Genomic DNA, 26934 nt, shown 5'->3' with positions numbered 1-26934 from the left:
CCCCGGGCCGGCGCGGCTCTGGCGTTGCTCGTCTGTTCTCGTAGGCCCGGGTGAGGGAGGTTCGACTCATGGCGTCAGCCGCCTCGTTCGTGCACCTGCACAATCACACCGAGTACTCGATGCTCGATGGTGCCGCGAAGATCGACGACCTGTTCGTCGAGGCCAAGCGGATGGGGATGCCCGCGGCGGCGACCACGGACCACGGGTTCTTGTTCGGTGCCTACGAATTCTGGAAGAAGGGGACCAAGCACGGGGTCAAGCCGATCATCGGGCTCGAGGCCTACCTCACCCCGGGTACCAGCCGGTTCGACCGCACCCGGGTGCGGTGGGGCGACGGCAGCCGGGACGATGTCTCCGGTGGCGGTGCCTACACCCACATGACGATGTGGGCCGAGACCACCCAAGGCATGCACAACCTGTTCCGGATGGGGTCGCTGGCCAGCCTCGAGGGCCACTTCTACAAGCCCCGCATGGACCGCGACCTGCTGCAGACCTACGGCACGGGTCTGATCGCGACCACCGGCTGCCCGTCCGGTGAGGTCCAGACCAGGCTGCGTCTGGGGCAGTATCGCGAGGCGGTCGAGGCTGCCGCCGAGTTCCGCGACATCTTCGGTGCCGGCAACTTCTACTGCGAGTTGATGGACCACGGCCTCGACATCGAACGGGTCGTCCAGCAGGACCTGTTGCGCCTGGCCAAGGAGCTCGACCTGCCCTTGGTCGCCTCCAACGACCTGCACTACACCCGGGCCGAGGACGCCCAGGCACACGCCGTCCTGCTCTGTGTGCAGTCAGGGTCCAACCTGGCCGACCCGAAGCGGTTCAAGTTCGACGCCGACGACTTCTACCTCAAGAGCCCCGAGGAGATGCGCCACCTGTGGCGCGAGCTGCCGCAGGCGTGCGACAACACCCTCGAGATCGCCGAACGGTGCAACGTCACGTTCACCGAGGGCGCCAACCTGATGCCGCGCTTCCCGGTGCCCGAGGGTGAGAACGAGCAGTCCTGGTTCGTCAAGGAGGTCGAGCGGGGCCTGCACCGTCGTTACCCGCGCGGCATCCCGGACGACGTGCGCAAGCAGGCCGACTTCGAGGTCGACGTCATCTGCCAGATGGGCTTCCCGGGCTACTTCCTGGTGGTGGCCGACTTCATCAACTGGGCCAAGGAGCAGGGCATCCGGGTCGGGCCGGGGCGTGGCTCGGCAGCCGGCTCGCTCGCCGCCTATGCCACCGGGATCACCGATCTCGATCCGCTGCCCCACGGGCTGATCTTCGAGCGGTTCCTCAACCCCGAGCGCGTCTCGATGCCCGACGTCGACGTCGACTTCGACGAACGTCGCCGGGGTGAGGTCATCCGGTACGTGACCGAGCGCTACGGCGAGGAGCGCGTCGCCCAGATCGTCACCTACGGCACGATCAAGGCCAAGCAGGCCCTGAAGGACGCCTCCCGGGTGCTGGGCTATCCGTTCTCGATGGGGGAGCGGCTCACCAAGGCCATGCCGCCTGCGGTGATGGGCAAGGACATCCCGCTGACGGGCATCTTCGACCCCGAGCACCCTCGCTACAGCGAGGCGGGGGAGTTCCGCGAGCTGCACGCCTCGGATCCCGAGGTGCAGAAGGTGGTCGAGACCGCCCGGGGCCTCGAGGGACTCAAGCGGCAGTGGGGGGTCCACGCCGCGGGCGTGATCATGTCCAGCGAGCCGCTGATCGACCACGTGCCGATCATGCGCCGCGAGCAGGACGGCGCGATCATCACGCAACTCGACTACCCGACCTGCGAGACGCTCGGCCTGCTGAAGATGGACTTCCTGGGCCTGCGCAACCTGACCGTGATCGACGACGCGTTGAAGAACGTGATCGCCAACGGCAAGGACGCCGTCGACCTCGACGAGCTCTCGACCACCCTCGACGACAAGGCGACCTACGAGCTGCTCGCCGCCGGTGACACCCTCGGGGTGTTCCAGCTGGACGGCGGGCCGATGCGCACCCTGCTGCGCCAGATGCGCCCGGACCACTTCGAGGACATCTCCGCCGTCCTGGCGCTGTACCGGCCCGGGCCGATGGGCGCCAACTCACACACCAACTACGCGCTGCGCAAGAACGGCCTGCAGCCGATCACGCCGATCCACCCCGAGCTGGCCGAGTCCCTGTCCGAGATCCTCGACACCACCTACGGCCTGATCGTCTACCAGGAACAGGTCATGGCGATCGCGCAGAAGGTGGCCGGGTACTCGCTCGGCAAGGCAGACCTGCTGCGTCGGGCGATGGGCAAGAAGAAGCGCGAGATCCTCGACAAGGAGTTCGAGGGTTTCAACGCGGGCATGAAGGCCAACGGGTACTCCGATGCGGCGATCAAGACGCTGTGGGACATCTTGGTCCCGTTCTCGGACTACGCCTTCAACAAGGCCCACACCGCCGGCTACGGACTGGTCTCCTACTGGACCGCCTACCTCAAGGCCAACTACCCCTGCGAGTACATGGCCGCGCTGCTCACCAGCGTGCGCGACGACAAGGACAAGTCGGCGCTGTACCTGAACGAGTGCCGCCGTATGGGCATCAAGGTCTTGCCGCCGGACGTGAACTCCTCGGCCGCCGACTTCACCCCGGTCGGTGAGGACATCCGATTCGGCCTGACCGCGATCCGCAATGTCGGGGCCAACGTGGTCGATGCCGTCGTCACGACGCGGGCCGAGCGGGGCGCCTACACCTCGTTCCACGACTTCCTGCGCAAGGTCCCGTTGGTGGTCTGCAACAAGCGCACCGTCGAGTCGCTGATCAAGGGTGGGGCCTTCGACTCACTGAACGAACCGCGGTTCGGCATGGTCAAGGTGCACGAGCCCGCCGTCGAGGCGGTCGTGTCGGACAAGCGCCAGGAGGACCGCGGTCAGTTCTCCCTCTTCGGCGGCATGGACGACGACGGCCCGGCCGAGTCGATGCTGCCGCCGGTGCCCGACATCGAGTGGGACAAGCAGACGTTGTTGTCCAACGAGCGCGAGATGCTCGGGCTGTATGTCTCGGATCACCCGTTGTTCGGTCTGGAACACATCCTGTCCCGGGAGTCCGACTGCTCCATCGCCGCCCTGAACGCCGACGACTCCCGACCGGACGGCGCCGGGATCACCATCGCGGGAATGATCAGTTCGGTACAGCGCAAGCTGACCAAGAACGGCAATGCCTGGGCGATCGCCACGGTCGAGGACCTGGACGGCGCGATCGAGGTCCTGTTCTTCCCGCAGTCGTACCTGACCGTGTCGCACGTGCTCGCCGAAGACCTGGTGGTGGTGGTCAAGGGGCGCCTGAACCGGCGCGACGACGTTCCCACCATCTATGCCCAGGAGCTCAGGCTCCCCGAGTTGCTGGCCGACGGTGACCACGGGCCGGTGGTGGTCTCGCTGCCGGTCGCGCGCTGCACGCCACCCACCGTGGAGCGGCTCAAGGACGTGCTGGCCACCCATCCGGGCAGCACCGAGGTGCACCTCAAGTTGACCCGCACCGGCAAGGCCACGGTGATGCGGCTGGACGACGCCCTCCGGGTGACGCCGTCCCCGGCCCTGTTCGGCGACCTGAAGGCGTTGCTCGGGCCGCAGTGCCTGGTGTGAGCGGGCGATTCCTGCTCTGACGGCTCAGCCGCTCCACCCGGTGTGCCGATGTGGAGATCTGGCGAAGGCGAGCGTCGACCACCTCACGGCTGTGCCAGTGTGTGATCGCCGCAATCCCGGCAGACCGGGCGAGCCGCAGAACTGTTGATCCATCCACTCGAGGGGACATCGTGTCGTTCGACTCCACCCATCCGGGCGAGGGGGCCTCGCCCTACCCGCCGTCGCCGCCACCCACCTACCCGCAGCAGGGCGGGTACCCGCCCCCACCGGCCGGCTACGCCCAGCCCGGTGGCTACGCCCAGCCGGGCAGTACCGAGGTCCTTCCCGGCAGCTATGCGCCGTCCCCGCCGTCCGGGCGTCGCAGCCGAGGCCGGACCGCGGGCATCGTGGCCGGGGTCGTCGGGGCCGGGGTGCTCGCCGCCGGCGGCTACCTGGCATATGCGGCCGTGGGAGGCCAGGGCGAGCGTGCCGACGCTCACCTGCCCGGCACCGCCGTGGCGGCGATGATGGTCGACCTCGACCCGTCGGCGTCGCAGAAGCTGGCCGCACTGCGGTTCGCTCAGAAGTTCCCCAAGTCCAAGGACTTGGATTGGGACGTGGCCGACAAGGACCCGCGCAAGTGGGTGTACGAGCAGATCTCCCAGGACGAGAAGGGCGCTCCGGCCTGGGCCGAGGTCGAGCAGTGGCTCGGTCAGCGGGCCGGGGTGGCTCTGCTGCCCCCGGATGCCGGTGGCGAGGAACCCACCGTGGTGATCGCGCTGCAGGTCACCGACCAGGCCAAGGCCAAGACCAGCCTGTCGAAGCTCGACGGCGTCGACGGGAAGCCGGTCGGGCTGGCGGGCGAGGGCGAATGGGTGATCATGTCGGACACCCAGGCGCACGCCTCGGCCGCGGCGACGGCGGCGCAGTCCGCCCCGCTGTCCGAGCGTCCGGCCTACGCCGATGACAGCAAGGCCGTGGGCGATGCGGGCATCGCGGCGATGTGGGTCGATCTGGCCGGTATGGACGACGTCCAGCGCGCGCTGACGCCCTCGGCCGGCCTCCTGCCCGGGTCTGGCGCCTCGTCCGCGACGGGCCACGGCATGAGCGTGCTGCGGTTCGACGACGACGCGCTGGAATTGGCCGGGTCGTTCCGTGAGCTGGGCGGCGCGATGATGCCGAAGGTGAAGGGGAGCCCGGTCAGGCTCCAGGCGCCCGCTGACGTGGTCGGCGTCCTGGCCTTGGGTGGTCTGGGCGATCAGGTTGCTGCCTCGTGGCAGGACATCGTCGACCAGGCGAACTCGGTTCAGGGTGGCGACAAGCTGACGACGGCCGATCTCGAGGAGCAGACCGGGTTGAAGCTGCCCGGTGACCTGAAGGCCCTGCTGGGTGAGCAGTTCGCTCTGATCGTGGCCGGTACCAGCGCCGACCCTTCGGTCGGCGTCCGGGTGGACAGCTCGGCGGCCGACCTCGATCAGGTGCTCGACCGGGCCACCGCGGCGCTGTCGGATCAGGGCGTCGACCAGGCCCCCAGGCGCACCGCGACCGGTTACACCTGGCAGTGGGGGCCTGCGATCACGGGGCTGGCCGACAACGGCACCCTGGCGTCGTCGCCGACGTTCCGCACCGCAGTGCCCAAGGCCGAGGGCGCCACTGCGGTGCTCTACGTGGACATCGCCCGGGCGATCACCGCGTTCGGCGGGGAGCTGCCTGCCGAGGACGCCGCCGACCTGGCACCGCTGCAGGCGTTCGGTATGTCGGCCACCTGGGACCAGGACCACACGGCGTCCTACGTCCTGCGGCTCACCGCCAAGGGCTGAGGTCACGGGCCGAGGTCACAGGCTCAGGCGTGGTCCACCGCACCTGAGACAACCGGAATTCGGGCCGGCCGGGACACCCCGGCCGGCCCGATCCGGTTACTGGTCGATCACCTGGATGAAGGGCGGCCCGTCGTTCCAGGTCACGATGACCGACGAGGTCCGCTCACCGTCGGTGAAGTCCACCCGCAGCCACTCGGTCTGTTCCCAGGACCTCACGCTGTAGCCGAGAGCAGGGGTGGCCGAGAGCACTTCGGCGTGGTCGGCATAGATCCGCAAGACCACCTGGCCGCCCAGGGTGCGGACCACGCGGGAGATCGACGAGCTCGTCGTGCGCGTTGTGGTGGAGGTGACCCGGCGGCTGGATGAACTCGACCAGCGGGTGACCGTGTGCCCGGGGGCGATGACGGTGGTCTCCATGGTGATCGTGCCGCCGGGACCACTGGTCGGGCGGGTCGGGGGCGACGTGCGGGCCGGCGCCGTGGTCGGCCGGGTGCCGGTGGGGGAGACCTGGGAAGGCGTCGGCGCGGACGGTGACACCGCGGGTGAGGTGCTCGGGGGTGGGGGGAGGGTGGTGGACTGTGAGGCGTCAGCGGCCACCAGCGCCCCCCCGCGCAGGGCCGCCTCGCGGCCGTCGCCGTCCGGGTAGACGGTGCTGCTGATCACCTGGGACGAGATCCACACCAGCGCCGAGGCGGCGGCGAGCCATCCGAGGACGTACCGCAGCACACGATGCACGCTGGCCATTATCGACCCAATACGATGTCGACGTGGCAGCGCTGCTCCTGGTCGAGGACGATTCTCTGCTCCGAACCGCTCTGGTGCACGACCTGGCCGGCCGCGGTCATGTGGTGCGCAGTACCCCGAATGCGTTGGAGGCGCTTCGCGAGTTCAGCGCGCACCCTCCCGAGTTGGTGATCCTGGACCTGAACCTGCCCGATCTGGATGGCGCTCAGGCGTTGAAGATGATGCGGGCGCTGAATCAGGACGTCCCGGTGGTCATCGCCTCCAGCCGCGACCGGGACGAGGAGGTCGTCGCCCTGTTGCTCGCCGGGGCCGACGACTACCTGACCAAACCGTTCTCGAGCGACCAGTTGAACGCCAGGATCACCGCGGTGCTGCGCCGCTCACACCGGCCCGAACCCGACCCCCTGATCCTGGTCGGTGACCTTCGGGTCGACACCGGCCGGCGAGAGGTCAGCCTGGCCGGCCAGTCGATCCACCTGACCCGGCGAGAGTTCGACCTGCTGGCCTATCTGGCGGCCCGCCCCGACCAGGTGGTCACCCGCCGCGAACTGCTCACCGAGGTGTGGGAACAGGCCTACGGACAGGACCAGACCATCGACGTGCATGTCTCGTGGCTGCGCCGCAAACTGGGTGAATCGGCCTCCGAGCCCCGCTACATCCATACCGTCCGAGGCGTGGGGGTCCGGCTGGCGGCGCCTGAGTGAGACGCTCACTCGCCTGGATCTCCGCATCGGTCACCGGGTTGGTGGCGATCGCCTTCCTCGTCCCTCTGCTCGTCCTGGTGGGCGACTCGGTTCGCGAGCGGGCCGTGGCGGAGGCCTATCGCAGTGCCATGGTCACCGGTTCGGTGTTGGCCGTGAGCCAGTCGGTCGACTACGTCGCCTCTCTGGTGGCCGGTGCCGAGGCCTCGGGGATCATCTCGGTCTATCTACCCAGGGCCGGGTTGGTGGCCCAGAAGGCCGAGATCGAGCACGTCGTCACCAGAGCCGAGCTGCAGCCGGCTGCGCCCCGGGTCGCCGCCCTCGAGGCGATGCGGTCGGGGGCACCCGCCACCGTCCCGACCCACGGGGGAATGGCTGTGCTGCAGCCCGTTGCCCTCAGTGGCGGTCGGATGGCCGTGGTCGAGATCGACATCCCGGACGCCGTCCTCGAACGCGGGGTGACCAGGGCGCGGGTGAGTCTGACGGTCTTCGCGCTGGCCCTGGTGGCGGCGTCCATCGCGTTGGCCGACCGCCTGGCGGCCCGGGTGGTGCGTTCGGCGGGCCGGTTGCAGGCCGCCTCCAACCGCCTCGGGTCGGGGGATCTGGCGGTCAGGGTGTTGCCGGAAGGGCCCGAGGAGCTGGCGGCCGCGGCCCGCGCCTTCAACCTCATGGCCGACCGGGTCGGCGATCTGCTGGTGGCCGAGCGCGAACTCATGGCCGACCTGTCACACCGGTTGCGGACCCCCTTGGCCGGCCTGGTGCTGGCAGGCCGTTCGCTGGGCTCGGGGGTCACCGGGGATCAGGTCCGGGCGCTGACCACCAAGCTCCAGGAGGAGGTCGATGCCATCATCCACGAGGCCCGGCAGAGCCCTCGCCCGGCCTCACCCCCCGAGTGCGATGCCATGGCGGTGCTGCGCGAACGGCTGGATTTCTGGGGTGCTCTGGCCGAGGACCAGGGCCGGGGCTGGACCCTGGCCCTGCCGCGCAGCGTCCAGCGGGTCGACGTGCCGGTGCGTCAGGCCGACCTGCAGGCCGTGGTGGATGCGTTGGTGGGCAACGTCTTCCTGCACACTCCCGAGGGATGTGCCTTCGAGGTCGTGCTGCGGGTCGGCGTACGCACCGAACTCGTGGTCGGCGACGCCGGGCCGGGCATTCGCGAGCCCGAGCGGGCCGTGCGGCGCGGTGCGAGCGGCGCCGGGTCGAGTGGGCTCGGCCTGGACATCGTCACCCGGGTGGCACAGACCACCGGCGGGCAGCTGCTGATCGGTCGCAGCCGGCTCGGCGGCGCCGAGATCACCCTGGCGATGCCGACCGTGCCGCGCGCCACCTGATCTGTTGGGACCCCTCCCCGCGTGGGCTGGATCACGGACAGGTCAGGACGCCTCGAGCAGCCCCAACGAGTAGTCCACCTCGGCGGTCCGTGACTGCACGACGCGGCTGGCGAGGGCACGGGTGGCGGCGTCCTGGCCCCGAGAGGCCTCCACCTGGGCGAGCTCGATGGTCTTGCGCTGCATGGCCACCAGGACGGTCAGGAAGACCTGCTCGAACTCGGCTCCGGACAGCGTCTGGAGCTGGGTCATGGTGGCAGCATCGATCTGGTAAGCGTTGCGGGTGACGCTCACGCTCGGCACGCTGGCCCAGCCGGACTGCAGCGTCTGCAGGGTCTGACGCTCCTCGGCCTGGGTGGCCTGGATCGCGGCGGCGAGCGTGAGCACCTCCTCGGTGGTGGCCCGGCCCGCAGCCAGGCGCAGCACCTGGTCGGCCTGCTCCAGGTCGACCGTCATCTGCTGCGCGAAGATCACGTCGGTCTGATTGACGGCACCTGCCTCGGCACTCGACGCCGATGAGCCCGAGGTCTCGCCCCCGAACAGACCGCAACCACCCAGGGCGAGCGAGGCCACGAGCACCAGCGCGCCGGCGCGGGCCGAACGGGCCCACGCCGGCGCGCGTGACGGACGAATCATCAGAGCCTCTGCCAGAGGCAGCGCACGAAGGGAGGCTCCCACCCGGGGAACGAGGTGTGGTTCATGAGTGCCACGTAGCGGACCCCGTTGAAGATGACCTCGTCACCGACGTGGTAGCGCACTCGGGGACGCCAGGTGGTGTGGGCTCCGGTGGGGGTGCCATGGTGATGCCCACTCCTGGTGGGCTTGACCGGCCCGGACGGCGGGCGGGGCCTGGTGCTGCTCGGCGGCCGCGGTGTGGTGGTACCTGGGGCAGGCGGCGTGGTGACCGGTGGCTTCGTCGTGGGAGGCGCCGTGGTGACCGGTGGCTTCGTCGTGGGAGGCGCCGTGGTGACCGGCGGCTTCGTGGTCGGGGGCGTGGTCGGGGGCGCCGTGGTGACCGGCGGCTTCGTGGCCGGTGGGGTGGTCGCGGGCGGGGTGGTCGACCCGCCGCTACCGATCTGCAGGTCGACGCAGTTGTAGAACGCGTTCGTCGTGTCGCCGACCGACCAACGCGCCAGCACCGTGTGCCGTCCGGGGTAGGCGCTCAGGTTGACCGTGTGGGTGACCTGGCTACCCGGGAGGTTGTTGCCGCCGTTGATGCTCGTGACCAGCTTGCCGTCCACGAAGTAGTCCCAGCTGGCGGTGCGGTGGGGTGCGGTGAGGATCCACGAGAAGTTGACCGAGGAGCCCACCGAGGTCACCGGCCAGCTCCGGCTGTTGTCGTCGAGCTCGGCCCAGGCCGACTTGCCGCCGCTGCAGTTGATCTGTCCCTTGGGGCCTTCGACGCTCTGCGGCTCGTACTTCACGGCGCCACAGGCGATGCGGCCCTGGGCGCACATGGCCTGGCGGCTCGGTGGCGTGTTCACGTACCCATGGGCCGAAGCAGGAGTGGCCATCACCACCGAGGCGATGAGTGCCGCAGCACCCGTGGCCGGGACCATCCAACGACGCTTCATACGATTCTCCTCCATGCATCGAGAACCCGACCGGCCCCGGAGGGGGGTGCCGGGGCCGGTCGGGGCCGCCGCCGAGCTGGGGTCGACGGCGGCTCGTCGAGGACGCAGGCTGCTGATGCGCGGGGGCAACCGGTCGATGTCCTCGACTCGGGATCGAACCTAGGCGGCGGGCGCCAAAGTCGGTCTGATCTGGGCCTTAACCGCACCTAACGCTTCGACCGGCCGGGACGGCGTGCCCGGGCACCTCTGGGGCGAGCGGCCCGCTCGGCACGTGAGCGACCGCACGTCTAGGGTGAGCGGGTGCGCGATTCTCCCCGACGGGATGCCATCCTGTCCGAGGCGCGGCCGCCTGCCGTGCTGTCGCCCGGGCACCCGCGCCCGCGGCCGCTGGGTTTCGAGTTGGTCTGGCTGGTGCCGGCCGGTGTGGTCGCAGGCCTGATCTGGCACGTCGTGGTTCCCCGGGCGATCGCTGCCAGCGACGAGGTCGAGCATGCTGCCTCGGTGGACGGCAGTTTTGCGCTGATCACGGCGCTGGCCGGTGCCGTGACGGCAGCGGCGGTATGGCGTCGTCCCGGATCGAGGCCGGCCGCCCGGCTGGCGGTCGTGCTGGCCGGTTCGTGGCTGGCGGCCGGGCTCGCGGTCGGGGTGTCGATCGTTCTGGGTGGGCCGCGGTTGTCGGCCTGGGGTGCGACTGTGGTGTGGCCGGTGGTGACTGCTCTGGGTGCCGCGATCTCGGCCACCCTGGAGTTGATCTTCCGATCGGACACCTCCGAGCGCGCGAGCGAAAAGCATGCCAAGAGTGCTTTGGGCGACTGAAAAGAAAGATCCTTTCTATCTGCGGATCCGATCCTGTATTACCATCGGGTCATGGCCCATTCTGCATCCTCGCCCACCGCGGCGGTCATCGACCGTGCCCGGCTCACCACGCTGATCGATGCCGAGCGTGCGACCTACGCCGCATCCAACCCGCGCTCCGCGGAGTTGTTCGCCTCGGCAGGGCACCTGTTCGGGCGGGTGCCGATGACCTGGATGAACAAATGGAGCGGCGGCTTCCCGCTGTATCTCGATCGGGCCGAGGGCAATCGCCTCACCGACGTCGACGGTCACACCTACATCGACTTCGCGCTCGGTGACACCGGCGCGATGGCCGGGCACAGCCCCGCGGCGACGATCGCAGCAGTGCACCGCCGATTGGCCGAGCAGGGCGGCATCACCACCATGTTGCCCACCGAGGACGCCGAGTGGGTGGGTGCCGAGTTGGCCCGCCGCTTCGGGTTGCCGCTCTGGTCGTTCACGCTCAGCGCCACCGACGCCAATCGCTGGGCGGTCCGCCTGGCCCGGTTGGCCACCGGCCGCAACAAGATCCTGGTCTTCTCCTACTGCTATCACGGCTCGGTGGACGAGATCTTCGCCGTTCCGGGTCCGGACGGCCGTGCGGTGGCGCGCCCCGGCAACGTGGCTCCGCCGGTGCCGCTGCACGAGACGACTCGCGTGGTCGAGTTCAACGATGCCGAGGCGCTGGCCCGCGAGTTGGCCCACGGCGATGTCGCCGCGGTGCTCATGGAGCCGGCGCTGACCAACATCGGCATCGTGCTGCCCGAGCCGGGGTTCCTCGACCGGGTGCACGAACTGTGCCAGGCCACCGGCACCCTGCTGATGATCGACGAGACCCACACCTTCTCGGCAGGCGCCGGCGGCGCAACGGCCGCCTGGGGCCTGCATCCCGACATCTTCGTGATCGGCAAGTCGATCGGGGGCGGCATCCCCTCCGGGGCGTACGGCATCACCCGTGAGGTGGCCGAGCGCATCGGTGCGCACCGCGACGCCGACCTGGTCGATGTCGGAGGGGTCGGTGGCACCCTGGCGGGCAACGCGCTGAGTCTGGCGGCGATGCGCGCCACGCTCGGGCACGTGTTGACCGAGCAGGCCTTCGAGCACATGATCGAGCTCGCCACGGCGTTCACCGAGGGGGTTCAGGCAACGCTGGATGCGACCGGTGTGGCCTGGTCGGTCAGTCAGCTGGGCGCCCGCTCGGAGTATCGCTTCGCCTCGCCTGCCCCGCGGACCGGGACCGAGTCGGCCGCCGGCGCCGACGACGAGCTGGACGAGTTCCTGCACCTGTTCATGATCAATCGGGGTGTGCTGATCACCCCGTTCCACAACATGGCGCTGATGTGCCCTGTCACCACCGCGGCAGATGTCGAGCGACACACACAACTGTTCGCCGAGGCCGTGGCAATCCTGCTGGGATAGGCCCACGACGGAACACCGAGGGGGGAGTCGTGGGGGGAAACGTGAATCGTCAGGACGCCGATGCATCGTCGGGGCCGGTGACGCTGGACGCGATCGACGTCCAGCTGCTGGACCTGCTGGCACGGGACGGACGGTCGTCCTATGCCGCGCTGGCGCCGCAGGTGGAGCTGTCCGCACCGGCGGTGCGGCTACGGGTGCACCGGTTGATCGACCTCGGGGTGCTCCAGGTGGTCGGGGTCAGCGACCCCGCGGCCTTGGGGTTCCCGGTGCAGGCCATGGTCGCGATCACCACGCAGGGTGATGTCCGGGAGGTCGCCGACGGGATCGCGACGATCGAGAACGTGATCTATCAGGTGCTCACCAGTGGTGAACACGACCTGTTGGCCGAGGTGGTCTGCCGGACATCCGACGAGCTGCTCGCGGTGGTCAACGACCGCATCCGGGCCGTCCCCGGGGTCACCTCGACTCGGGTGTGGCAGTACTACGGCATCCACACCCACCGGTTCTCGGTGGCCACGCCTGCCGAACCGGCTTGAGTGGGATCATCGAGTGGGATCATCGAGTCGGATCATCGAGTCGGATCAGGCGGTACCGATCGGCGCCAGGACCGCGCCGGTCAGCGCGGTGAGGTCGGCGGCTGCCAGCTCGACGTCCAGGCCGCGGCGTCCGGCGCTGACCAGGATCGCCGCGTGGTCGCCGGCCGAGGCGTCCAGCACGGTCGGCAACCGCTTGCGTTGGCCCAACGGGCTGATCCCGCCGACGACGTACCCGGTGGTGCGCTCGGCCATCGCCGGGTCGGCCATCACGGCCTTCTTGCCCCCGGACGCCGCGGCGAGAGCCTTGAGATCGAGCTGCTGGGTGACCGGGACGATGGCCACGGTCAACCGGCCGTCCACCTCGGCCAGCAGGGTCTTGAACACCCGCTCCGGCGGTACCCCGAGTGCTCGAGCGGCCTCCAGCCCGTAGGCGAGTCCGCGGGCGTGCGCCGTCGTGTCGTGGTCGTAGGCGCGCACCGTGTGCGGCACCCCGGCGGCGGTCAGGACGGCGAGCGCCGGGGTCGCTGCGCCGGCGGCCCGGGTGCGGCGCGCCATCAGTTCTGACCCGGTGGCTCGCTGAGCAGATCGACGGCGGGCAGTGCGCGGAACGCATCGACCAGGCTGCCCTCGCGGCGCAACAACTCGGCCTCGGCTCGTAGCCGATGCGCCGTGGTCGGCTGCTCCAACAGGTACTGCCGTTCGGGCAGGTCGAGCACCATGGCCGCGGCGACGAGATAGCTGACCACTCGGGGGTCGTCCGGCAACTCGGTGACCTCCACCTGCAGCCGGCGCCGATACTCGGCGAATCGGTCGACCACCCGCAGCCGCAACGGCTCGACGTCGTCCTCGCCGTCCGGCTCCGGGAGGAACTCGACCAGACCGGTCAGGTACGGCGTGTCCGCCTGATCGTCGATGCCGAGTAGTCGAAAACGCGACTCGCCCACCGAGATGATGTCGAATCGTCCGTCCGAGTACGGCGTCACCTCGCGCAACTCGGCCGAGCACCCCACCTCGTAGAGCTCCGGGTGCGGTTCGCCTGCCTCGACCCCCGACCGGATGGTGATCACGCCGAACTGGCGGAAGGCGCCGTCCGGCAGCGCCAGCAGCGCGTTGACCAGCACCCGGTAGCGCTCCTCGAAGATGTGCAGCGGCAGCACCAGGCCCGGCACCAGGACGGAGCCGAGCGGGAACAACGGGAGGCGAACCGGCACGAGGTCCAGGCTATGCGGCGAGGGCCGGTGACCGCTGCCCCCGAACGGTGCCGAGGCGGTCCGAAGCCGTCCCGGGTGGTCGGACGGCGTCGCTGATGTCGCCGGCGAGCGGGCCTCGTAGACTTTGCGGGTGATTCGCCGACTCGATCTGCGTGGCCGCACCCTGCGAAGCCGGGAGCTGCGGGGCGTCGTGCCCCGGGCAGCCTTCGATGTCGACCATGCCCTGGAGGCGGTCCGCCCGATCTGTGACGACGTGCGTGATCGCGGTGAGGTGGCGGTGCTCGACCACACCGAACGGTTCGACGGGGTGCGTCCGGAGCGGGTGCGGGTGCCCGACGAGGCGCTGCAGCGGGCGCTCGACTCGATGGACGACGCGGTGGTCGCCGGTCTGCGCGAGGCCATCGACCGGGCTCGCCGCGTCCACCGGGCCCAGCTGCCGTCGGGACACTCCACGCAGGTGGTACCCGGCGGGTCGGTCACGCACCGCTGGCTCCCGGTCGGCCGAGTGGGGTTGTACGTGCCCGGCGGCCTGGCGGTCTACCCGAGCAGCGTGGTGATGAACGTCGTCCCGGCCCAGGAGGCCGGGGTCGAGCAGGTGGCCGTGACCAGTCCCGCCCAGCGTGACAACCCACCCGGGTTCGCCGGACTGCCACACCCGACGATCCTGGCCGCGTGCGCGCTGCTGGGCGTGGCCGAGGTGTACTGCGCCGGGGGTGCCCAGGCGGTGGCGATGTTCGCCCACGGCGCCCGGGACGCCGAGGGTGGCTGGGCGTGTGAGCCGGTCGACGTGATCACGGGGCCGGGCAACATCTACGTGGTGGCGGCCAAGCGATTGCTGCGCGGACTCGTCGGGATCGACGCCGAGGCCGGGCCGACCGAGATCCTGGTCCTGGCCGACGAGAGCGCGGACGCCGCGCACGTGGCGTCCGATCTGATCAGTCAGGCCGAGCACGACACCCTGGCCGCCTCGGTGCTGGTCACCGACTCCCCGGCGCTCGCCGACGCCGTCGAGGTCGAACTCGAGCGTCAGGTCTCCGCGACCAAGCACCTCGAGCGGGTGGGCACCGCGCTGTCGGGCGAGCAGTCGGCCATCGTGCTGGTGGACGATCTCGACGCGGGCCTGGCCGTGGTCGACGCCTACGCCGCCGAACACCTCGAGATCCAGACCCGGGACGCCGCCGCGGTGGCTGCCCGGGTGCGCAACGCCGGTGCGATCTTCGTCGGGGCCCACGCACCGGTGAGCCTGGGGGACTACTGCGCCGGATCGAACCATGTCCTGCCCACCGCCGGCAGCGCCGTGCACTCCAGCGGGCTGAGCGTGTTCGCGTTCCTGCGCGGCGTCCAGGTGATCGACTACGACGCGGCCGCGCTGGCCGAGGTCGCCCCGCACGTGCTGGCGCTGTCCGCTGCCGAGGACCTGCCCGCTCACGGTGATGCCGTCCGGGCGCGATTGTCGTGACCCCGTTGTCCACGCTGACCGTGGTACCGACCCCCTGCCGAGAAAGCTGCCGATGACCTCCTCGCTCGTGCCCGAGCTCACCCTGGACGACCTGCCGCTGCGGGATGACCTGCGGGGCAAGACCCCGTACGGCGCACCGCAATGGGATGTCGCGGTGCGGTTGAACACCAATGAGAACAGCTACCCGGTGCCGCCGGCCGTGGTGGCCTCGATCGTGGCCGAGGTCGCCGAGGTGGCGGGAACGCTCAACCGGTACCCGGACCGTGAGTTCACCGCGCTGCGTGAAGCCCTGGCGGCCTACCTCGCCTCGGTGACCCACCGCGTGGTCGCGGCCAAGCAGGTCTGGGCGGGCAACGGCAGCAACGAGGTGCTGCAGCACATCTTCCAGGCCTTCGGCGGGCCGGGGCGTACCGCGCTTGGGTTCACCCCGGCCTACTCGATGCACCCGATCATCGCCTCGGTCACCGCGACGGGGTGGGTCGACGGCACCCGCGGCAGCGAACGGCCGGACGGCGCCCGCGACTTCGACCTGAGCCGCGATCAGGCGGTGGCGCAGGTGCGCGCGGTGCGGCCCGACCTGGTGTTCCTGGTCTCACCGAACAATCCGACCGGGACGGCGCTCGACCTGGCCGTCGTGGCCGCGGTGCTCGACGAGGTGCACGCCTCGGGCCACGGCCTGGTCGTGGTGGACGAGGCCTATGCCGAGTTCGCCCGTGCCGGCACCCCCAGTGCGCTGAGCCTGCTCGACGAGCACCCCGCCGGCGGACGGTTGATCGTGAGCCGCACCATGAGCAAGGCCTTCGCCCTGGCCGGGGCGCGACTGGGTTACCTCGCCGCGCACCCCGCCCTGTGCGATGCGTTCCGGTTGGTGCGCCTGCCCTACCACCTGTCCTCGCTCACCCAGGCCGCCGCGAGGGCAGCGTTGGGTCATGCGGATCAGTTGTTGTCGACCGTCGAGGCGATCAAGACCCAGCGGGATCGGATCGTCGAGACACTGCCGACCCTCGGCCTACGGCCGGTGCCGAGTGACGCCAACTTCGTCCTGTTCGGTGGCCTGGACGACGAGAAGGCGACCTGGCAGGGGCTGGTGGAGCGCGGCGTCCTGATTCGGGACATGGGGATCGCCCATCATCTGCGGGTGACCGCGGGGACCGAGCACGAGACCACCGCGTTCCTGACGGCGCTGGCCGAGGTTGTGGCCGGGGCCGGCGGCAGCGCCGAGCCGAGGAGTTGACGTGAACGCACGGACCGCCCGGATCGACCGGGCGACGAGCGAGTCGAAGGTCAGTGTCGAGATCGACCTGGACGGCACCGGTCGGGCGCAGGTGAGCACCGGGGTGGGCTTCTACGACCACATGCTGACGTCGTTGGCCAAGCACTCACTGATCGACCTGAGCGTGACGGCGACCGGGGATGTCGAGGTCGATGCCCACCACACCGTCGAGGACGTCGCGATCGTGCTCGGTCAGGCGCTGCGCCAGGCGCTCGGCGACAAGGTGGGCATCCGGCGATTCGCCGACGCGATGGTGCCGTTGGACGAGGCCCTGGTGCAGGCCGTGGTCGACGTGTCGGGGCGGCCGTACTGCGTGCACACCGGTGAACCCGAGGGGCAGCAGTACGTGATCATCGGTGGGTCGTATGTCGGCTCGTTGACCCGGCACGTGTTCGAGACCCTGGCGTCGACCGCCGGGATCGCGCTGCACGTGCGGGTGCTGGCCGGTCGCGACCCGCACCACATCGTCGAGGCCCAGTTCAAGGCGGTGGCCCGAGCGCTGCGCGTGGCGGTGGAGCGTGACCCGCGGGTGAGCGGCGTGCCGAGCACCAAGGGTGCGCTGTGACCGGACGCCGGGTCGTCGTCCTCGACTACGGCTCGGGCAACGTGCGCTCGGCGGTGCGAGCGCTCGAACGTGTGGGCGCGCAGGTGGAACTGACCGCCGACCGGCGGGCCGCCGAGAACTGTGACGGCCTGGTGGTGCCCGGGGTGGGGGCGTTCGCCGCGGTGGCGGCGGGGCTGCGTGCGGTACGCGGTGATCAGATCGTCGACCGGCGCCTGGCCGGGGGGCGGCCGGTCCTCGGGATCTGCGTCGGGTTGCAGGTGATGTTCGAACGGTCCACCGAACCCTCGACCGAGCACGGCCTGGTCGAGGGCCTGGGGGAGTGGCCCGGAGTCGTGGAACGGCTTCCGGCGCAAGTGGTTCCGCACATGGGGTGGAACACGGTGACCCCGCCCCAGGACACCGTGCTGTTCGCCGGGGTGCAGGACCAGCGGTTCTACTTCGTGCACTCCTACGGCGTGCAACGCTGGGAGTTCGAGGCGAGCGACGTCACCCATTTCACGCCGCCGGCGGTGACCTGGGCCGAGCACGGGGTGCCATTCGTGGCGGCGGTCGAGAACGGACCGCTGTCGGCCACGCAGTTCCACCCCGAGAAGTCGGGGGACGCCGGCGCCCACCTCTTGCGAAACTGGGTCACCACTCTCCCGTGATCATGCAATCCGTGCACAAACCCCCCGTGATCATGCAATCCGTGCACACCACCGGTGTGCCGGTACGGACTGTCGACCGAAAACCGACCTGATCGCCCCGGCTGTCACCGCCCTCGGATAGCGTTTCCGTCGTGGTCACCCGCAGACGCACCACCAGCACGCGCCGATCCACCACTCGGCGCTCCACGACCGCGCGTCGCACCACCCGCCGCCGGACCACCAGCACCCGGCGGCGCAGTCCGAAACTCGCCACCACGCTCGGCAGCGCCCTCGCGCTCGGGCTGGTCGCCGGGTGGGTCCGGCTCAGTTGGACGTGGCGCGGCGTGCTGGTCGGCGGGCTGCTCGCTCTGCTGGTGATCTATTTCCTGTGGAGCCGCCGCGGTGACATCTACGACGAGATGCAGACCGACCCGAGCGCCTCTCCCACCACCGAGCCTGCAACCGAGGAGCCCCAGCCGTGACCGCCCGACTCGAACTGTTGCCCGCCGTGGACGTGTCCGGAGGGCAGGCGGTGCGACTGGTCCAGGGTGAGGCCGGCAGCGAGACCTCGTACGGCGACCCGCTCTCGGCGGCCCTGGCCTGGCAAGAGGCCGGCGCCGAGTGGATCCACCTGGTCGACCTGGACGCCGCGTTCGGACGAGGCTCGAATCGTGACCTGCTCGCGGCGGTCGTCACGGCGCTCGACGTCAAGGTCGAGATGAGCGGTGGCATCCGGGACGACGCCTCACTGCAGGCGGCGATGGCCACCGGTTGCGCCCGGGTCAACCTGGGCACCGCTGCGCTCGAGGACCCGGACTGGACCCGCACGGCCATCGCGAAGTACGGCGACCGCGTCGCCGTGGGCCTCGACGTCCGGGGCACCACGCTCGCCGCCCGCGGCTGGACCCGTGAGGGCGGCGACCTCTGGCAGACCCTGGCCCGCCTGGACGCCGACGGCTGTGCCCGCTACGTGGTCACCGATGTCACCAAGGACGGCACGTTGCGCGGCCCCAACGTCGAGCTGTTGCGCGAGGTCTGCGCCCGCACCGACCGCCCGGTGGTCGCCAGCGGTGGCATCTCGAGCCTGGACGATCTGGTCGCCCTGCGCGCCCTGGTCGGGGAGGGCGTCGAGGGGGCAATCGTCGGCAAGGCCCTGTACGCGCAGGCGTTCACGCTGGAGCAGGCGCTGGACGTGGCCGGCCGGCCGTGACCGGCCACGGGTACGGCAACGGACACGGACACGGACACGGACACCAGCACATCGGCCCGCGCCCCGGCCGGCACGGCGAGGGACCCACCGACTCGCTCGGCGTTCCCTGGGCGGGTCGCGATCTCACTCCGCAGCCGTTCGCGGGGGATCCCGGCGAGGCCGACCCGGCGCTACTCGCCGCGCTGATCGGCCATGCCGCTGACCCCGTCGGCCCCGTGCGTGAGCAGCACGTGATGGCCGCGCTGGCCCCCGCGCGCCTCCTCGTGCCGATCGTGGCCAGGGTCGGCGAGGGCCACCCGATGCCCGATCACATTCGCGGTGACGCCGGCGCCGAGGCCTCGATCCCGTTGCTGGCCGGCCCCGGAGGCGTCCGCGGGCTGCCCGCCTTCACCAGCGTGGCCGCCATGGCCACCTGGGACGCCGCCGCACGCCCGGTGCCGGTCGAGGCCGCCCGCGCCGCTCTGTCGGCGGTGGACGAGGACTGCGACGTCATGGTGATCGACGCCGGTTCGCCCCACACGTTCGTCGTCCGGCGCCCGCCGCTGTGGGCGATCGCCCAGGGCCGCGCTTGGAGCCCACCCTCGGACGACGCCGAGCTGGCGGACGCCGTCCGTTCGGCCCTGAGCCCGCTCATCGTGGTGCACGAGGTCCGGCTCGAACCCGGACGACGCAGCGAACTCGCCGTGGTGCTGGTCCTCGCCCCGGGGCTGGACACGCCCGGGTTGCAGGCCGTACTCGCCGACGTGTCCGAGCACCTGGCCGGCGTCCCGCTGCTCGCCGAACGAGCCGAGTCCCTCGAATTGCGTCCGGTAACGGCCGATCAGCGGCGCTGATCGCCGATCAGGCGTGTCAGCACCTCGGCGTACAGCGCCTGACCGGCCACACTCGGGTGAAACCCGTCCTCACACACCAGCTTCCAGCGATCCAGCGCCCGGCACGCCTGGACGAACCCCTCATCGGTCGACGGGTCGACCACCCGCGCCAGCTCCCGTAGCAGCTCGCCGATCCGCCGGTATTCGGCCGGTTGGTCGGCCTCCAGCAGCGTCGGCGCGAGAACGATCACCTCGGCGTCCGGCCAGGCGGCGCGGGCGGCGTCCAGATACCGCGCGGCGGCGTCCCGGATCGCGTCGAGGCCGGACTCGGCGTCGTTGCGGCCGGCGTCCACGATCACGATGTCGATCCGGGGGTGCTGCCGGACGACGCCCGGCAACCGGGCGATCAGCGGCGCGTAGTCCGGTGAGGCGAGCCAGCCGGGATTGACGAAACCCGTGCCGCACTGGGCATCGACCACGCACCGCCACGCCAGCGCGGCGCTCACCAGCGCCGGGTAGGTCCGCTCCCGGCCCGCTGCTCGACCGTGCAGCCATCCCCGGGCACCCTCGCCGTCGGTGAAGCTGTCCCCGACCCACAGCGCGACCGGTTCAACACCGTCCGTTGTGGCCGAGTGGTCGGCCCGATGGTCGGTGGTGTCGGTCATGCCTCCTAGGATCTCGCATGTGAGCATCCCGCAGTTGCCCTCGCCCACGGCGGTCACGGCCTCCATCGCGCAACGGATCGCCGACGACCTCGGTGTCCGCCCGGCACAGGTGGTCGCCACGGTCGCCCTGCTGGCCGACGGCGCGACGGTGCCGTTCATCGCCCGGTACCGCAAGGAGGTCACCGAGGGTCTGGACGACGCGCAGCTGCGCACCCTGGACGAACGCCTCGGCTACCTACGTGAACTCGAAGAGCGCCGGGCAGCGGTCTACGAGTCGGTGAAGGAGCAGGGCAAGCTCACCGCCGAGCTGGCCGCGCAGATCCTGGGCGCCGACACCAAGGCCCGACTCGAGGACGTCTACCTGCCCTACAAGCCCAAACGGCGCACCAAGGCCCAGATCGCGCGCGAGGCGGGGCTCGAGCCGCTGGCCCAGACGCTGCTCGCCGACCCGTCCGGTGACCCGGCGCAGGTGGCAGCCGCCTATGTGGACGCCGAGCGTGGCGTCGCCGACGCCACCGCCGCGTTGGACGGCGCGCGGGCGATCCTGATCGAACGTTTCTCCGAGGACGCCGACCTGGTCGGCGCACTGCGTGAGGACGTCTGGCAACGCGGCCAGTTGGCCTCTCGCGTGCGCGAGGGCAAGCAGGAGGCGGGCGCCAAGTTCGCCGACTACTTCGAGGCCTCCGAACCACTGAGAACCCTTCCCTCGCATCGCATCCTGGCCATGTTCCGGGGCGAGAAGGAGGACATGCTCAGCCTCGAGATCGACCACGACCCGGACGCCGAGGCCGATCCGATCACCGGCCGCAAGGACAGCTCCCGGTTCGAACGCCGGATCGCGGCCGCGTTCGACGTCCCGTCGGGTGAGGGTCCCGGCCATCGCTGGCTGGCCGACACCGTGCGCTGGGCCTGGCGCACCCGCATCAGCGTGCACCTCGACGTCGACCTGCGTTCCCGGCTGCGCCAGGCCGCCGAGGACGAGGCGATCCGGGTCTTCGCGGGCAACCTGCACGACCTGCTGCTGGCCGCTCCGGCGGGGGGCCGCGCCACCATGGGGCTCGACCCCGGATTGCGGACGGGGGTCAAGGTCGCGGTGGTCGATGCCACCGGCAAGGTGGTGGCCACCCACACCATCTACCCGCACGTACCGCATCGCCGCTGGGACGCCGCGCTGGCCGAACTGGCCGCGCTGGCCGCCCGGTTCGATGTCGAGCTGCTCGCGATCGGCAACGGCACCGGCTCACGCGAGACCGACAAGTTGGCGGCCGAGCTGATCGCGGCCAACCCGCAGCTGAAGGTCACCAAGGTGATGGTCAGCGAGGCCGGCGCCTCGGTCTACTCGGCCTCGGCCTACGCCTCCGCCGAGCTGCCCGACCTGGACGTCTCGCTGCGCGGCGCGGTCTCGATCGCCCGCCGTCTGCAGGATCCGCTGGCCGAGCTGGTCAAGATCGACCCCAAGTCGATCGGGGTCGGCCAGTACCAGCACGACATCACCGAGGGCCGGTTGTCGCGTTCACTGGACGCCGTGGTCGAGGACGCCGTGAACGCGGTCGGCGTCGAGGTGAACACCGCATCGGTGCCGCTGCTGCGCCGGGTGTCCGGCATCAGCGAGTCGCTGGCCGCTGCCATCGTCGAGCACCGTGACGGCAACGGGCCGTTCCGGTCTCGTGAGTCGCTGCGGGCGGTGCCCCGGCTCGGGCCCAAGGCGTTCGAGCAGTGCGCCGGCTTCCTGCGGATCCGCGACGGCGAAGAGGTGCTCGATGCGTCCTCGGTACACCCGGAGGCCTACCCCGTGGTCCGCAAGATCGCGGCATCGGTCGCCGGGGGAGACGTGCAGGCGCTGATCGGCAACGGGGCGCTGTTACGACGGGTGAGTGCGGTCGAGTTCGCCGACGAGCAGTTCGGCCTGCCGACGATCACCGACATCCTCACCGAACTGGACAAACCCGGCCGCGACCCGCGCCCGGCCTTCCGCACGGCCACCTTCGCGGAGGGCGTCGAGAAGATCGCCGACCTGACCCCGGGCCTGGTGCTCGAGGGCGTGGTCACCAACGTGGCGGCCTTCGGCGCCTTCGTCGACGTCGGCGTGCATCAGGACGGCCTGGTGCACGTCTCGGCGATGTCGCGCGACTTCGTGTCCGACCCGCGTGAGGTGGTCAAGCCCGGCGACGTGGTCACGGTCAAGGTGATGGACGTCGACGTGCCCCGCGCGCGCATCTCGCTCACCTTGCGCTTGGACGACGAGGTGGGCGCGACCCGCTCTGCCCGGGGTCAGCGCCCCGAGCGTGCCGATCGGAGCAAGCCCGCCGACCGGACCAAGCCCGCCGAGCGGAGCAAGCCCGCCGACCGGACCAAGCCCGCCGACCGGACCAAGCCCGCCGACCGGACCAAACCGACTCCGGACGGCGGACGTCGCGGGCCGCGTCCCGGCGGTGGCGGCAGCGGTGGTCAGCGTGGTGCCGAACGTGGTGCGGGACAGCGCCGCGACCGCCCGGCTCCGGCCCCGGTCAACACGGCGATGGCCGATGCCCTGCGCCGCGCCGGCCTCACCGACGACGGTCGCTGAGGAACCCTCCGTGATCATGCAATCCGTGCACGCCCGCTCCGCGCGCCGCCGCCGGTCAGACCGTGGTCGGCGTGCACGGATTGCATGATCACGGATTCCGGAGAGGGTGCATTCGGGACATCGTGCTACGGCTGGTAGTCTTGGCGATCGACCGACCGGGTGCTCGTTGCCCGGTGCGCAAAGTGGAGATCCCTCCCACCTGATCGTCCTCACGGATGACGGGTTCTGGTCCTTGCTCCACCGTTCGCGGTGGGGCCGGTGACGTCCTGGTGGCGTCGTCCGATCGAGGACGTTCGAGGCTCCCCGGCGCGCCCGCCATGGGGAGCCTTTCCCTTTGCCGGTGGTTGTCGCGACGGCAGCGAAGGAGCAGCACATCAGCGAGCCCCGGATCAACGACCGCATCCGCGTCCCCGAGGTGCGGCTGGTCGGCCCCAACGGGGAGCAGGTCGGCATCGTGCGTATCGAGCAGGCGCTGACCCTGGCCGCGGAATCCGATCTCGACCTGGTCGAGGTCGCGCCGCAGGCCCGCCCCCCGGTCTGCAAGCTCATGGACTTCGGCAAGTTCAAGTACGAAGCCGACATGAAGGCCCGTGAGGCGCGCCGCAACCAGACGCACACGGTGCTCAAGGAGATTCGTCTCCGGCTGAAGATCGACCCGCACGACTACGGCACCAAGAAGGGCCATGTCGAGCGGTTCCTCAAGGCCGGTGACAAGGTCAAGGTCATGATCATGTTCCGTGGTCGTGAGCAGTCCCGCCCCGAGATGGGCGAACGGCTGCTGCAGCGTATGGCCGCCGACGTGGCCGAGTACGGCTACGTCGAGTCGATGCCGATGCGTGACGGCCGAAACATGATCATGGTCATCGGACCGCACAAGAAGAAGGCCGAGGCCAAGGCGGAAGCCCGGGCCGAGCGAGCCGACCCGCGCCGCCGGCGCGACGAGGTCGAGGCCGCGGATGCTCAGGCACCCGAGGTCCAGGCCCAGCCCACCGACGAGGCGAACGCCGGCTAGCCGGTACAGCCCCACCCCACCGGTCCCCCCGGCCGGGCAACCACGCACGAGGAGAGACGGCAGCCATGCCGAAGATGAAGACGCACAGCGGTGCGAAGAAGCGGTTCCGGGCGACCGGCTCCGGCAAGCTCATGCGTGAGCAGGCCAACCGTCGTCACCTGCTGGAGGGCAAGTCCTCCATCCGGACCCGCCGCCTCGCGGCCGACGTCGAGGTCTCCGCGAACGACAACAAGGCGATCAAGCGACTGCTCGGTCGCTGACGAAGGAGGACTCACGTGGCACGCGTGAAGCGGGCGGTCAACGCCCAGAAGAAGCGCCGGGAAGTTCTCGAGCGGGCCAGTGGCTACCGTGGCCAGCGGTCGCGGCTCTACCGCAAGGCCAAGGAACAGGTCACCCACTCGCTCGGGTATGCCTACCGCGACCGTCGGGCCCGCAAGGGTGACTTCCGCCGGCTCTGGATCCAGCGGATCAACGCCGCGTCCCGAGCCAATGGCCTGACGTACAACCGGCTCATCCAGGGCCTGAAGGCCGCTGGTGTCGAGGTCGACCGGCGCATGCTGGCCGAGCTCGCGGTGAACGACGCGGCGGCCTTCACCACCCTGGTGGACGTGGCCAAGAAGGCACTGCCCGCCGACACCTCGGCGAGCGCCGCCTGACGTGTCGGCCTCCGCTGACCGAACGGCATCGCAGCACCCCGAGCGCCCGGGCACCGGCGCGCCGACCAGTCCCCGGTCCGACCGGGTGAAGGCGGTGCGCCGGCTGACCGGGCGCTCGGCGCGTCTGCGCGAGGGCGCGTTCGTCGCCGAGGGACCGCAATCGGTGCGCGAGGCGGTCCTCGCCCATCGTGACCGTGCGCTCGGTGCCCCGGGTGCCCCGGGTGCCGCGCCCGTCGTCCAGGCGGTGTATGCCACCGACCAGGCGCTCGACCGACACCCCGACATCGTTGCCGGGCTGGACGACGCTGGGCTGCGCGCCGTCCGGGTCGCACCCGAGGTGCTGGCGGCCATGACCGACACCGTGACGCCGCAAGGCATCATCGCGGTCTGCCGACTGATCGATGCACCGCTGGCCACGGTGATCGAGCGCCGGCCTCGGTTGGTCGCCGTCCTGGCGCAGGTGCGCGACCCGGGCAATGCCGGCACCGTGATCCGTGCCGCGGACGCCGCCGGCGCGGACGCCGTGATCCTCACCGACTCGAGCGTCGATGTTCACAACCCGAAGTGTGTCCGCTCCACCGCGGGCAGTCTGTTCCACCTGCCGGTGGTGACCGGCGTACCGCTCGCCGAGGCGGTCGCCGGCCTGCACGCTGCCGGTTTGGTCGTCGTGGCCGCCGATGGCGCCGGGGCACTCGACCTGGACGAACTGCAGGACGACGGTCCGGCCGGACTGCTGGCCGGGCGGGTCGCCTGGCTGTTCGGCAACGAGGCCTGGGGACTCCCCGAGGCCGATCGAGCCCTGGCGGACGCCGTGGTGCGGGTTCCGGTGCACGGCCGGGCCGAGAGCCTCAACCTGGCCACCGCCGCCACGGTCTGCCTCTATGCCACCGCTCGAGTTCAGCGCCGGACGGGATGACGAACCTCTAATCCCCCGCTAACGCGCGCGCCCCACTGTTGGGTCACAGTGGTCGGGTGATCCCAGGGCCTGCCTGGGACGTGAGGAGGGCGCGATGGCCACGCCGAGCCGAGGCTCCGGCGTCCTGGTGGTGCTGCCCGCCTACAACGCCGCACGCACGTTGGCCGACACGGTGGTGGCGGTGCCGCCGGCCTACGAGGGCACGCTGCTGTTGGTGGACGACGCCAGCGCCGACGACACCTGTCGGCTCAGCGCCGAGCTGGGGCTGACCACAGTGCGGCACGAGCGCAACCGAGGGTATGGCGGCAGCCAGAAGACCGGCTACGCCGCGGCGTTGGAGCGCGGCGCGGGCATCGTGGTGATGCTGCACCCGGACGGTCAGTACGAACCGCGCATGATCGAGGCGTTGGTGCGTCCCATCGAACTGGGCATCTGCGACATCGTGCTCGGCAATCGGGTGCGTTCGCGGCGTGAGACCCTGGCCGGCGGGATGCCGGTGAGCAAGTACCTGGTCAACCGCCTGCTCACCGGGCTCGAGAATCTGGTGTTGGGCCAGAACCTGGGCGACTTCCACAGCGGCATGCGGGCCTACTCGGCGCGAGCGTTGCGGTCGTTGCCGATCGAGACCTTCACGGACGACTTCGGGTTCGACTCGCAGCTCTTGATCGCGGCGGCGTACCAGGGGTTGCGCATCGGGGACGTCCCGGTACCCACCGTGTACACGCCGGAGTCGTCCCAGATCGGCTGGCGCAAGGGCGTTCGGTACACCGTGGCCACGTTGGTGGGCATGAGTCGCTACCTGGTGCAGCGGGCGGGCCTGGCTCGCTTCCGCACGCTGACCCCGATCCGGTCAGGAATCGAGAAGCACGACGATGCACTCGTGCTTAGCCTTGCGGCGAAAGGTTCGGTACCCCAACCGAAGCCCGATCGTTGAGAGGACGCCGCTGATGGCCACCGAGCAGGTCGAGACCCGGTCCGACGGATTCAGTGCCGAGGAGCGCGCCGCGATGAAGGAGCGCGCCGCCGAACTGCGCGCCGAGGGCAAGAAGGGCGCCAAACGGGCCGATGGGCTGCAGGCGGTGCTGGACAGCATCGAGAAGATGGCGCCGCCGGATCGCGCTCTCGCCGAGCGCGTGCACGTGGCGGTGACCACGACCGCACCGCAGCTGGTGCCGAAGACCTGGTACGGCATGCCTGCCTATGCGAATGCGGACGGCAAGGTCGTGCTGTTCTTCCAGGACTCGGGCAAGTTCAACTATCGGTACTCGACCCTCGGGTTCCAGGACGCTGCGCACCTGGACGACGGCGACATGTGGCCGAGTTCGTACGCGCTCACGGCCTGGACCCCCGTCGTCGAGGCGAGGGTTGTCGAGCTGGTTCGCGCCGCGATCTCCTGAGAGGGTCGCACCTGCGTGGTGCGCGGATCACGGCGCGC

27 protein-coding genes are annotated in these 26934 nt (G+C 70.4%); 21 read left to right on the top strand and 6 right to left on the bottom strand.

Annotated features, from left to right (window positions below):
• Positions 1-68: 68 nt before the first annotated feature.
• Entirely contained in the window at positions 69-3593 is a 3525-nt protein-coding gene (gene dnaE / locus IPK24_15980) for a DNA polymerase III subunit alpha (GenBank protein ID MBK8077022.1), read from the top strand.
• A gap of 170 nt (positions 3594-3763) precedes the next feature.
• Entirely contained in the window at positions 3764-5392 is a 1629-nt protein-coding gene (locus tag IPK24_15975; protein MBK8077021.1) for a hypothetical protein, read from the top strand.
• A gap of 96 nt (positions 5393-5488) precedes the next feature.
• On the opposite strand, the gene IPK24_15970 is transcribed toward IPK24_15975, so the two are convergent.
• Positions 5489-6127 (bottom strand): hypothetical protein, encoded by a 639-nt coding sequence (locus tag IPK24_15970; GenBank protein MBK8077020.1) that lies wholly within the window; start codon positions 6125-6127, stop codon positions 5489-5491.
• A 32-nt stretch (positions 6128-6159) separates the two neighbouring features.
• Between IPK24_15970 and IPK24_15965 the strand changes: the two genes are divergently transcribed.
• Both IPK24_15965 and IPK24_15960 read left to right on the top strand, forming a co-directional pair.
• Complete coding sequence (locus tag IPK24_15965) at positions 6160-6840, top strand: response regulator transcription factor (protein ID MBK8077019.1); 681 nt, start codon at positions 6160-6162, stop codon at positions 6838-6840.
• Complete coding sequence (locus IPK24_15960) at positions 6837-8168, top strand: HAMP domain-containing protein (GenBank protein MBK8077018.1); 1332 nt, start codon at positions 6837-6839, stop codon at positions 8166-8168. The genes IPK24_15965 and IPK24_15960 overlap by 4 nt, the downstream gene beginning before the upstream one ends.
• A gap of 42 nt (positions 8169-8210) precedes the next feature.
• On the opposite strand, the gene IPK24_15955 is transcribed toward IPK24_15960, so the two are convergent.
• Entirely contained in the window at positions 8211-8801 is a 591-nt protein-coding gene (locus tag IPK24_15955) for a DUF305 domain-containing protein (protein ID MBK8077017.1), read from the bottom strand.
• On the bottom strand, positions 8801-9739 hold the full coding sequence (locus tag IPK24_15950) for a lytic polysaccharide monooxygenase (GenBank protein ID MBK8077016.1): 939 nt from the start codon (positions 9737-9739) through the stop codon (positions 8801-8803). Before IPK24_15950 ends, IPK24_15955 begins: the two co-directional genes overlap by 1 nt.
• A 300-nt stretch (positions 9740-10039) precedes the next feature.
• On the opposite strand from IPK24_15950, the gene IPK24_15945 reads away from it, so the two are divergent.
• Genes IPK24_15945 through IPK24_15935 form a run of 3 tightly spaced genes read left to right on the top strand, consistent with a single transcriptional unit; the run spans position 10040 to position 12528 of the window.
• Positions 10040-10555: a hypothetical protein gene (locus tag IPK24_15945; GenBank protein MBK8077015.1), complete on the top strand. Its 516-nt coding sequence runs from the start codon at positions 10040-10042 to the stop codon at positions 10553-10555.
• Positions 10556-10606: 51 nt separating this feature from the next.
• Entirely contained in the window at positions 10607-11992 is a 1386-nt protein-coding gene (locus IPK24_15940) for an aminotransferase class III-fold pyridoxal phosphate-dependent enzyme (GenBank protein ID MBK8077014.1), read from the top strand.
• Positions 11993-12033: 41 nt separating this feature from the next.
• Positions 12034-12528, top strand: a complete 495-nt coding sequence (locus IPK24_15935) for an Lrp/AsnC family transcriptional regulator (GenBank protein ID MBK8077013.1) — start codon at positions 12034-12036, stop codon at positions 12526-12528.
• A 45-nt stretch (positions 12529-12573) separates the two neighbouring features.
• Here the strand turns inward: IPK24_15935 and ybaK are convergent, their stop codons facing one another.
• Both ybaK and IPK24_15925 read right to left on the bottom strand, forming a co-directional pair.
• On the bottom strand, positions 12574-13083 hold the full coding sequence (ybaK, locus tag IPK24_15930; protein ID MBK8077012.1) for a Cys-tRNA(Pro) deacylase: 510 nt from the start codon (positions 13081-13083) through the stop codon (positions 12574-12576).
• Entirely contained in the window at positions 13083-13739 is a 657-nt protein-coding gene (locus IPK24_15925) for an LON peptidase substrate-binding domain-containing protein (GenBank protein ID MBK8077011.1), read from the bottom strand. The genes ybaK and IPK24_15925 overlap by 1 nt, the downstream gene beginning before the upstream one ends.
• Positions 13740-13869: 130 nt before the next feature.
• On the opposite strand from IPK24_15925, the gene hisD reads away from it, so the two are divergent.
• The 7 genes from hisD to IPK24_15890 all read left to right on the top strand — a co-directional run bounded on the left by hisD (position 13870) and on the right by IPK24_15890 (position 19705).
• Entirely contained in the window at positions 13870-15198 is a 1329-nt protein-coding gene (gene hisD / locus IPK24_15920; GenBank protein ID MBK8077010.1) for a histidinol dehydrogenase, read from the top strand.
• A 52-nt stretch (positions 15199-15250) separates the two neighbouring features.
• Positions 15251-16432 (top strand): histidinol-phosphate transaminase, encoded by a 1182-nt coding sequence (locus IPK24_15915; protein ID MBK8077009.1) that lies wholly within the window; start codon positions 15251-15253, stop codon positions 16430-16432.
• A 1-nt stretch (position 16433) separates the two neighbouring features.
• Positions 16434-17036, top strand: coding sequence for an imidazoleglycerol-phosphate dehydratase HisB (gene hisB, locus IPK24_15910; GenBank protein MBK8077008.1), 603 nt, complete (start codon positions 16434-16436; stop codon positions 17034-17036).
• Positions 17033-17683 carry an imidazole glycerol phosphate synthase subunit HisH gene (gene hisH / locus IPK24_15905; GenBank protein MBK8077007.1) on the top strand — a complete coding sequence of 217 codons (651 nt, stop codon included), beginning with the start codon at positions 17033-17035 and terminating at the stop codon, positions 17681-17683. Before hisB ends, hisH begins: the two co-directional genes overlap by 4 nt.
• Positions 17684-17814: 131 nt before the next feature.
• Entirely contained in the window at positions 17815-18144 is a 330-nt protein-coding gene (locus IPK24_15900; GenBank protein ID MBK8077006.1) for a hypothetical protein, read from the top strand.
• The gene (gene priA / locus IPK24_15895; GenBank protein ID MBK8077005.1) at positions 18141-18872 is read left to right on the top strand and encodes a bifunctional 1-(5-phosphoribosyl)-5-((5-phosphoribosylamino)methylideneamino)imidazole-4-carboxamide isomerase/phosphoribosylanthranilate isomerase PriA; all 732 of its coding nucleotides are present in this window, start codon (positions 18141-18143) and stop codon (positions 18870-18872) included. The genes IPK24_15900 and priA overlap by 4 nt, the downstream gene beginning before the upstream one ends.
• On the top strand, positions 18869-19705 hold the full coding sequence (locus IPK24_15890; protein ID MBK8077004.1) for an SseB family protein: 837 nt from the start codon (positions 18869-18871) through the stop codon (positions 19703-19705). Before priA ends, IPK24_15890 begins: the two co-directional genes overlap by 4 nt.
• Here the strand turns inward: IPK24_15890 and IPK24_15885 are convergent.
• Positions 19693-20349 carry an SGNH/GDSL hydrolase family protein gene (locus IPK24_15885; GenBank protein ID MBK8077003.1) on the bottom strand — a complete coding sequence of 219 codons (657 nt, stop codon included), beginning with the start codon at positions 20347-20349 and terminating at the stop codon, positions 19693-19695. The two genes, IPK24_15890 and IPK24_15885, sit on opposite strands and share 13 nt — an antisense overlap.
• Between IPK24_15885 and IPK24_15880 the strand changes: the two genes are divergently transcribed.
• The 7 genes from IPK24_15880 to IPK24_15850 all read left to right on the top strand — a co-directional run bounded on the left by IPK24_15880 (position 20348) and on the right by IPK24_15850 (position 26896).
• Positions 20348-22915, top strand: coding sequence for an RNA-binding transcriptional accessory protein (locus IPK24_15880; GenBank protein ID MBK8077002.1), 2568 nt, complete (start codon positions 20348-20350; stop codon positions 22913-22915). The two genes, IPK24_15885 and IPK24_15880, sit on opposite strands and share 2 nt — an antisense overlap.
• Positions 22916-23288: 373 nt before the next feature.
• On the top strand, positions 23289-23927 hold the full coding sequence (locus tag IPK24_15875; GenBank protein MBK8077001.1) for a translation initiation factor IF-3: 639 nt from the start codon (positions 23289-23291) through the stop codon (positions 23925-23927).
• Positions 23928-23992: 65 nt separating this feature from the next.
• Complete coding sequence (rpmI, locus tag IPK24_15870; protein ID MBK8077000.1) at positions 23993-24187, top strand: 50S ribosomal protein L35; 195 nt, start codon at positions 23993-23995, stop codon at positions 24185-24187.
• Between the two features lie 15 nt (positions 24188-24202).
• Positions 24203-24583, top strand: coding sequence for a 50S ribosomal protein L20 (gene rplT / locus IPK24_15865; protein ID MBK8076999.1), 381 nt, complete (start codon positions 24203-24205; stop codon positions 24581-24583).
• Position 24584: 1 nt separating this feature from the next.
• A complete protein-coding gene (locus tag IPK24_15860; protein MBK8076998.1) occupies positions 24585-25499 on the top strand; it encodes an RNA methyltransferase in 915 nt (304 codons plus the stop codon).
• Between the two features lie 94 nt (positions 25500-25593).
• Positions 25594-26433 (top strand): glycosyltransferase family 2 protein, encoded by an 840-nt coding sequence (locus tag IPK24_15855; GenBank protein MBK8076997.1) that lies wholly within the window; start codon positions 25594-25596, stop codon positions 26431-26433.
• A gap of 13 nt (positions 26434-26446) precedes the next feature.
• A complete protein-coding gene (locus IPK24_15850; protein ID MBK8076996.1) occupies positions 26447-26896 on the top strand; it encodes a hypothetical protein in 450 nt (149 codons plus the stop codon).
• Positions 26897-26934 lie beyond the last annotated feature (38 nt).

It is taken from the genome of Kineosporiaceae bacterium, assembly GCA_016713225.1.
Classification (GTDB): Bacteria; Actinomycetota; Actinomycetes; order Actinomycetales; family Kineosporiaceae; genus JADJPO01.
The sequence above is the reverse complement of the archived record's forward strand: the minus strand, read 5'-3'. Positions and strand labels throughout refer to the sequence as shown.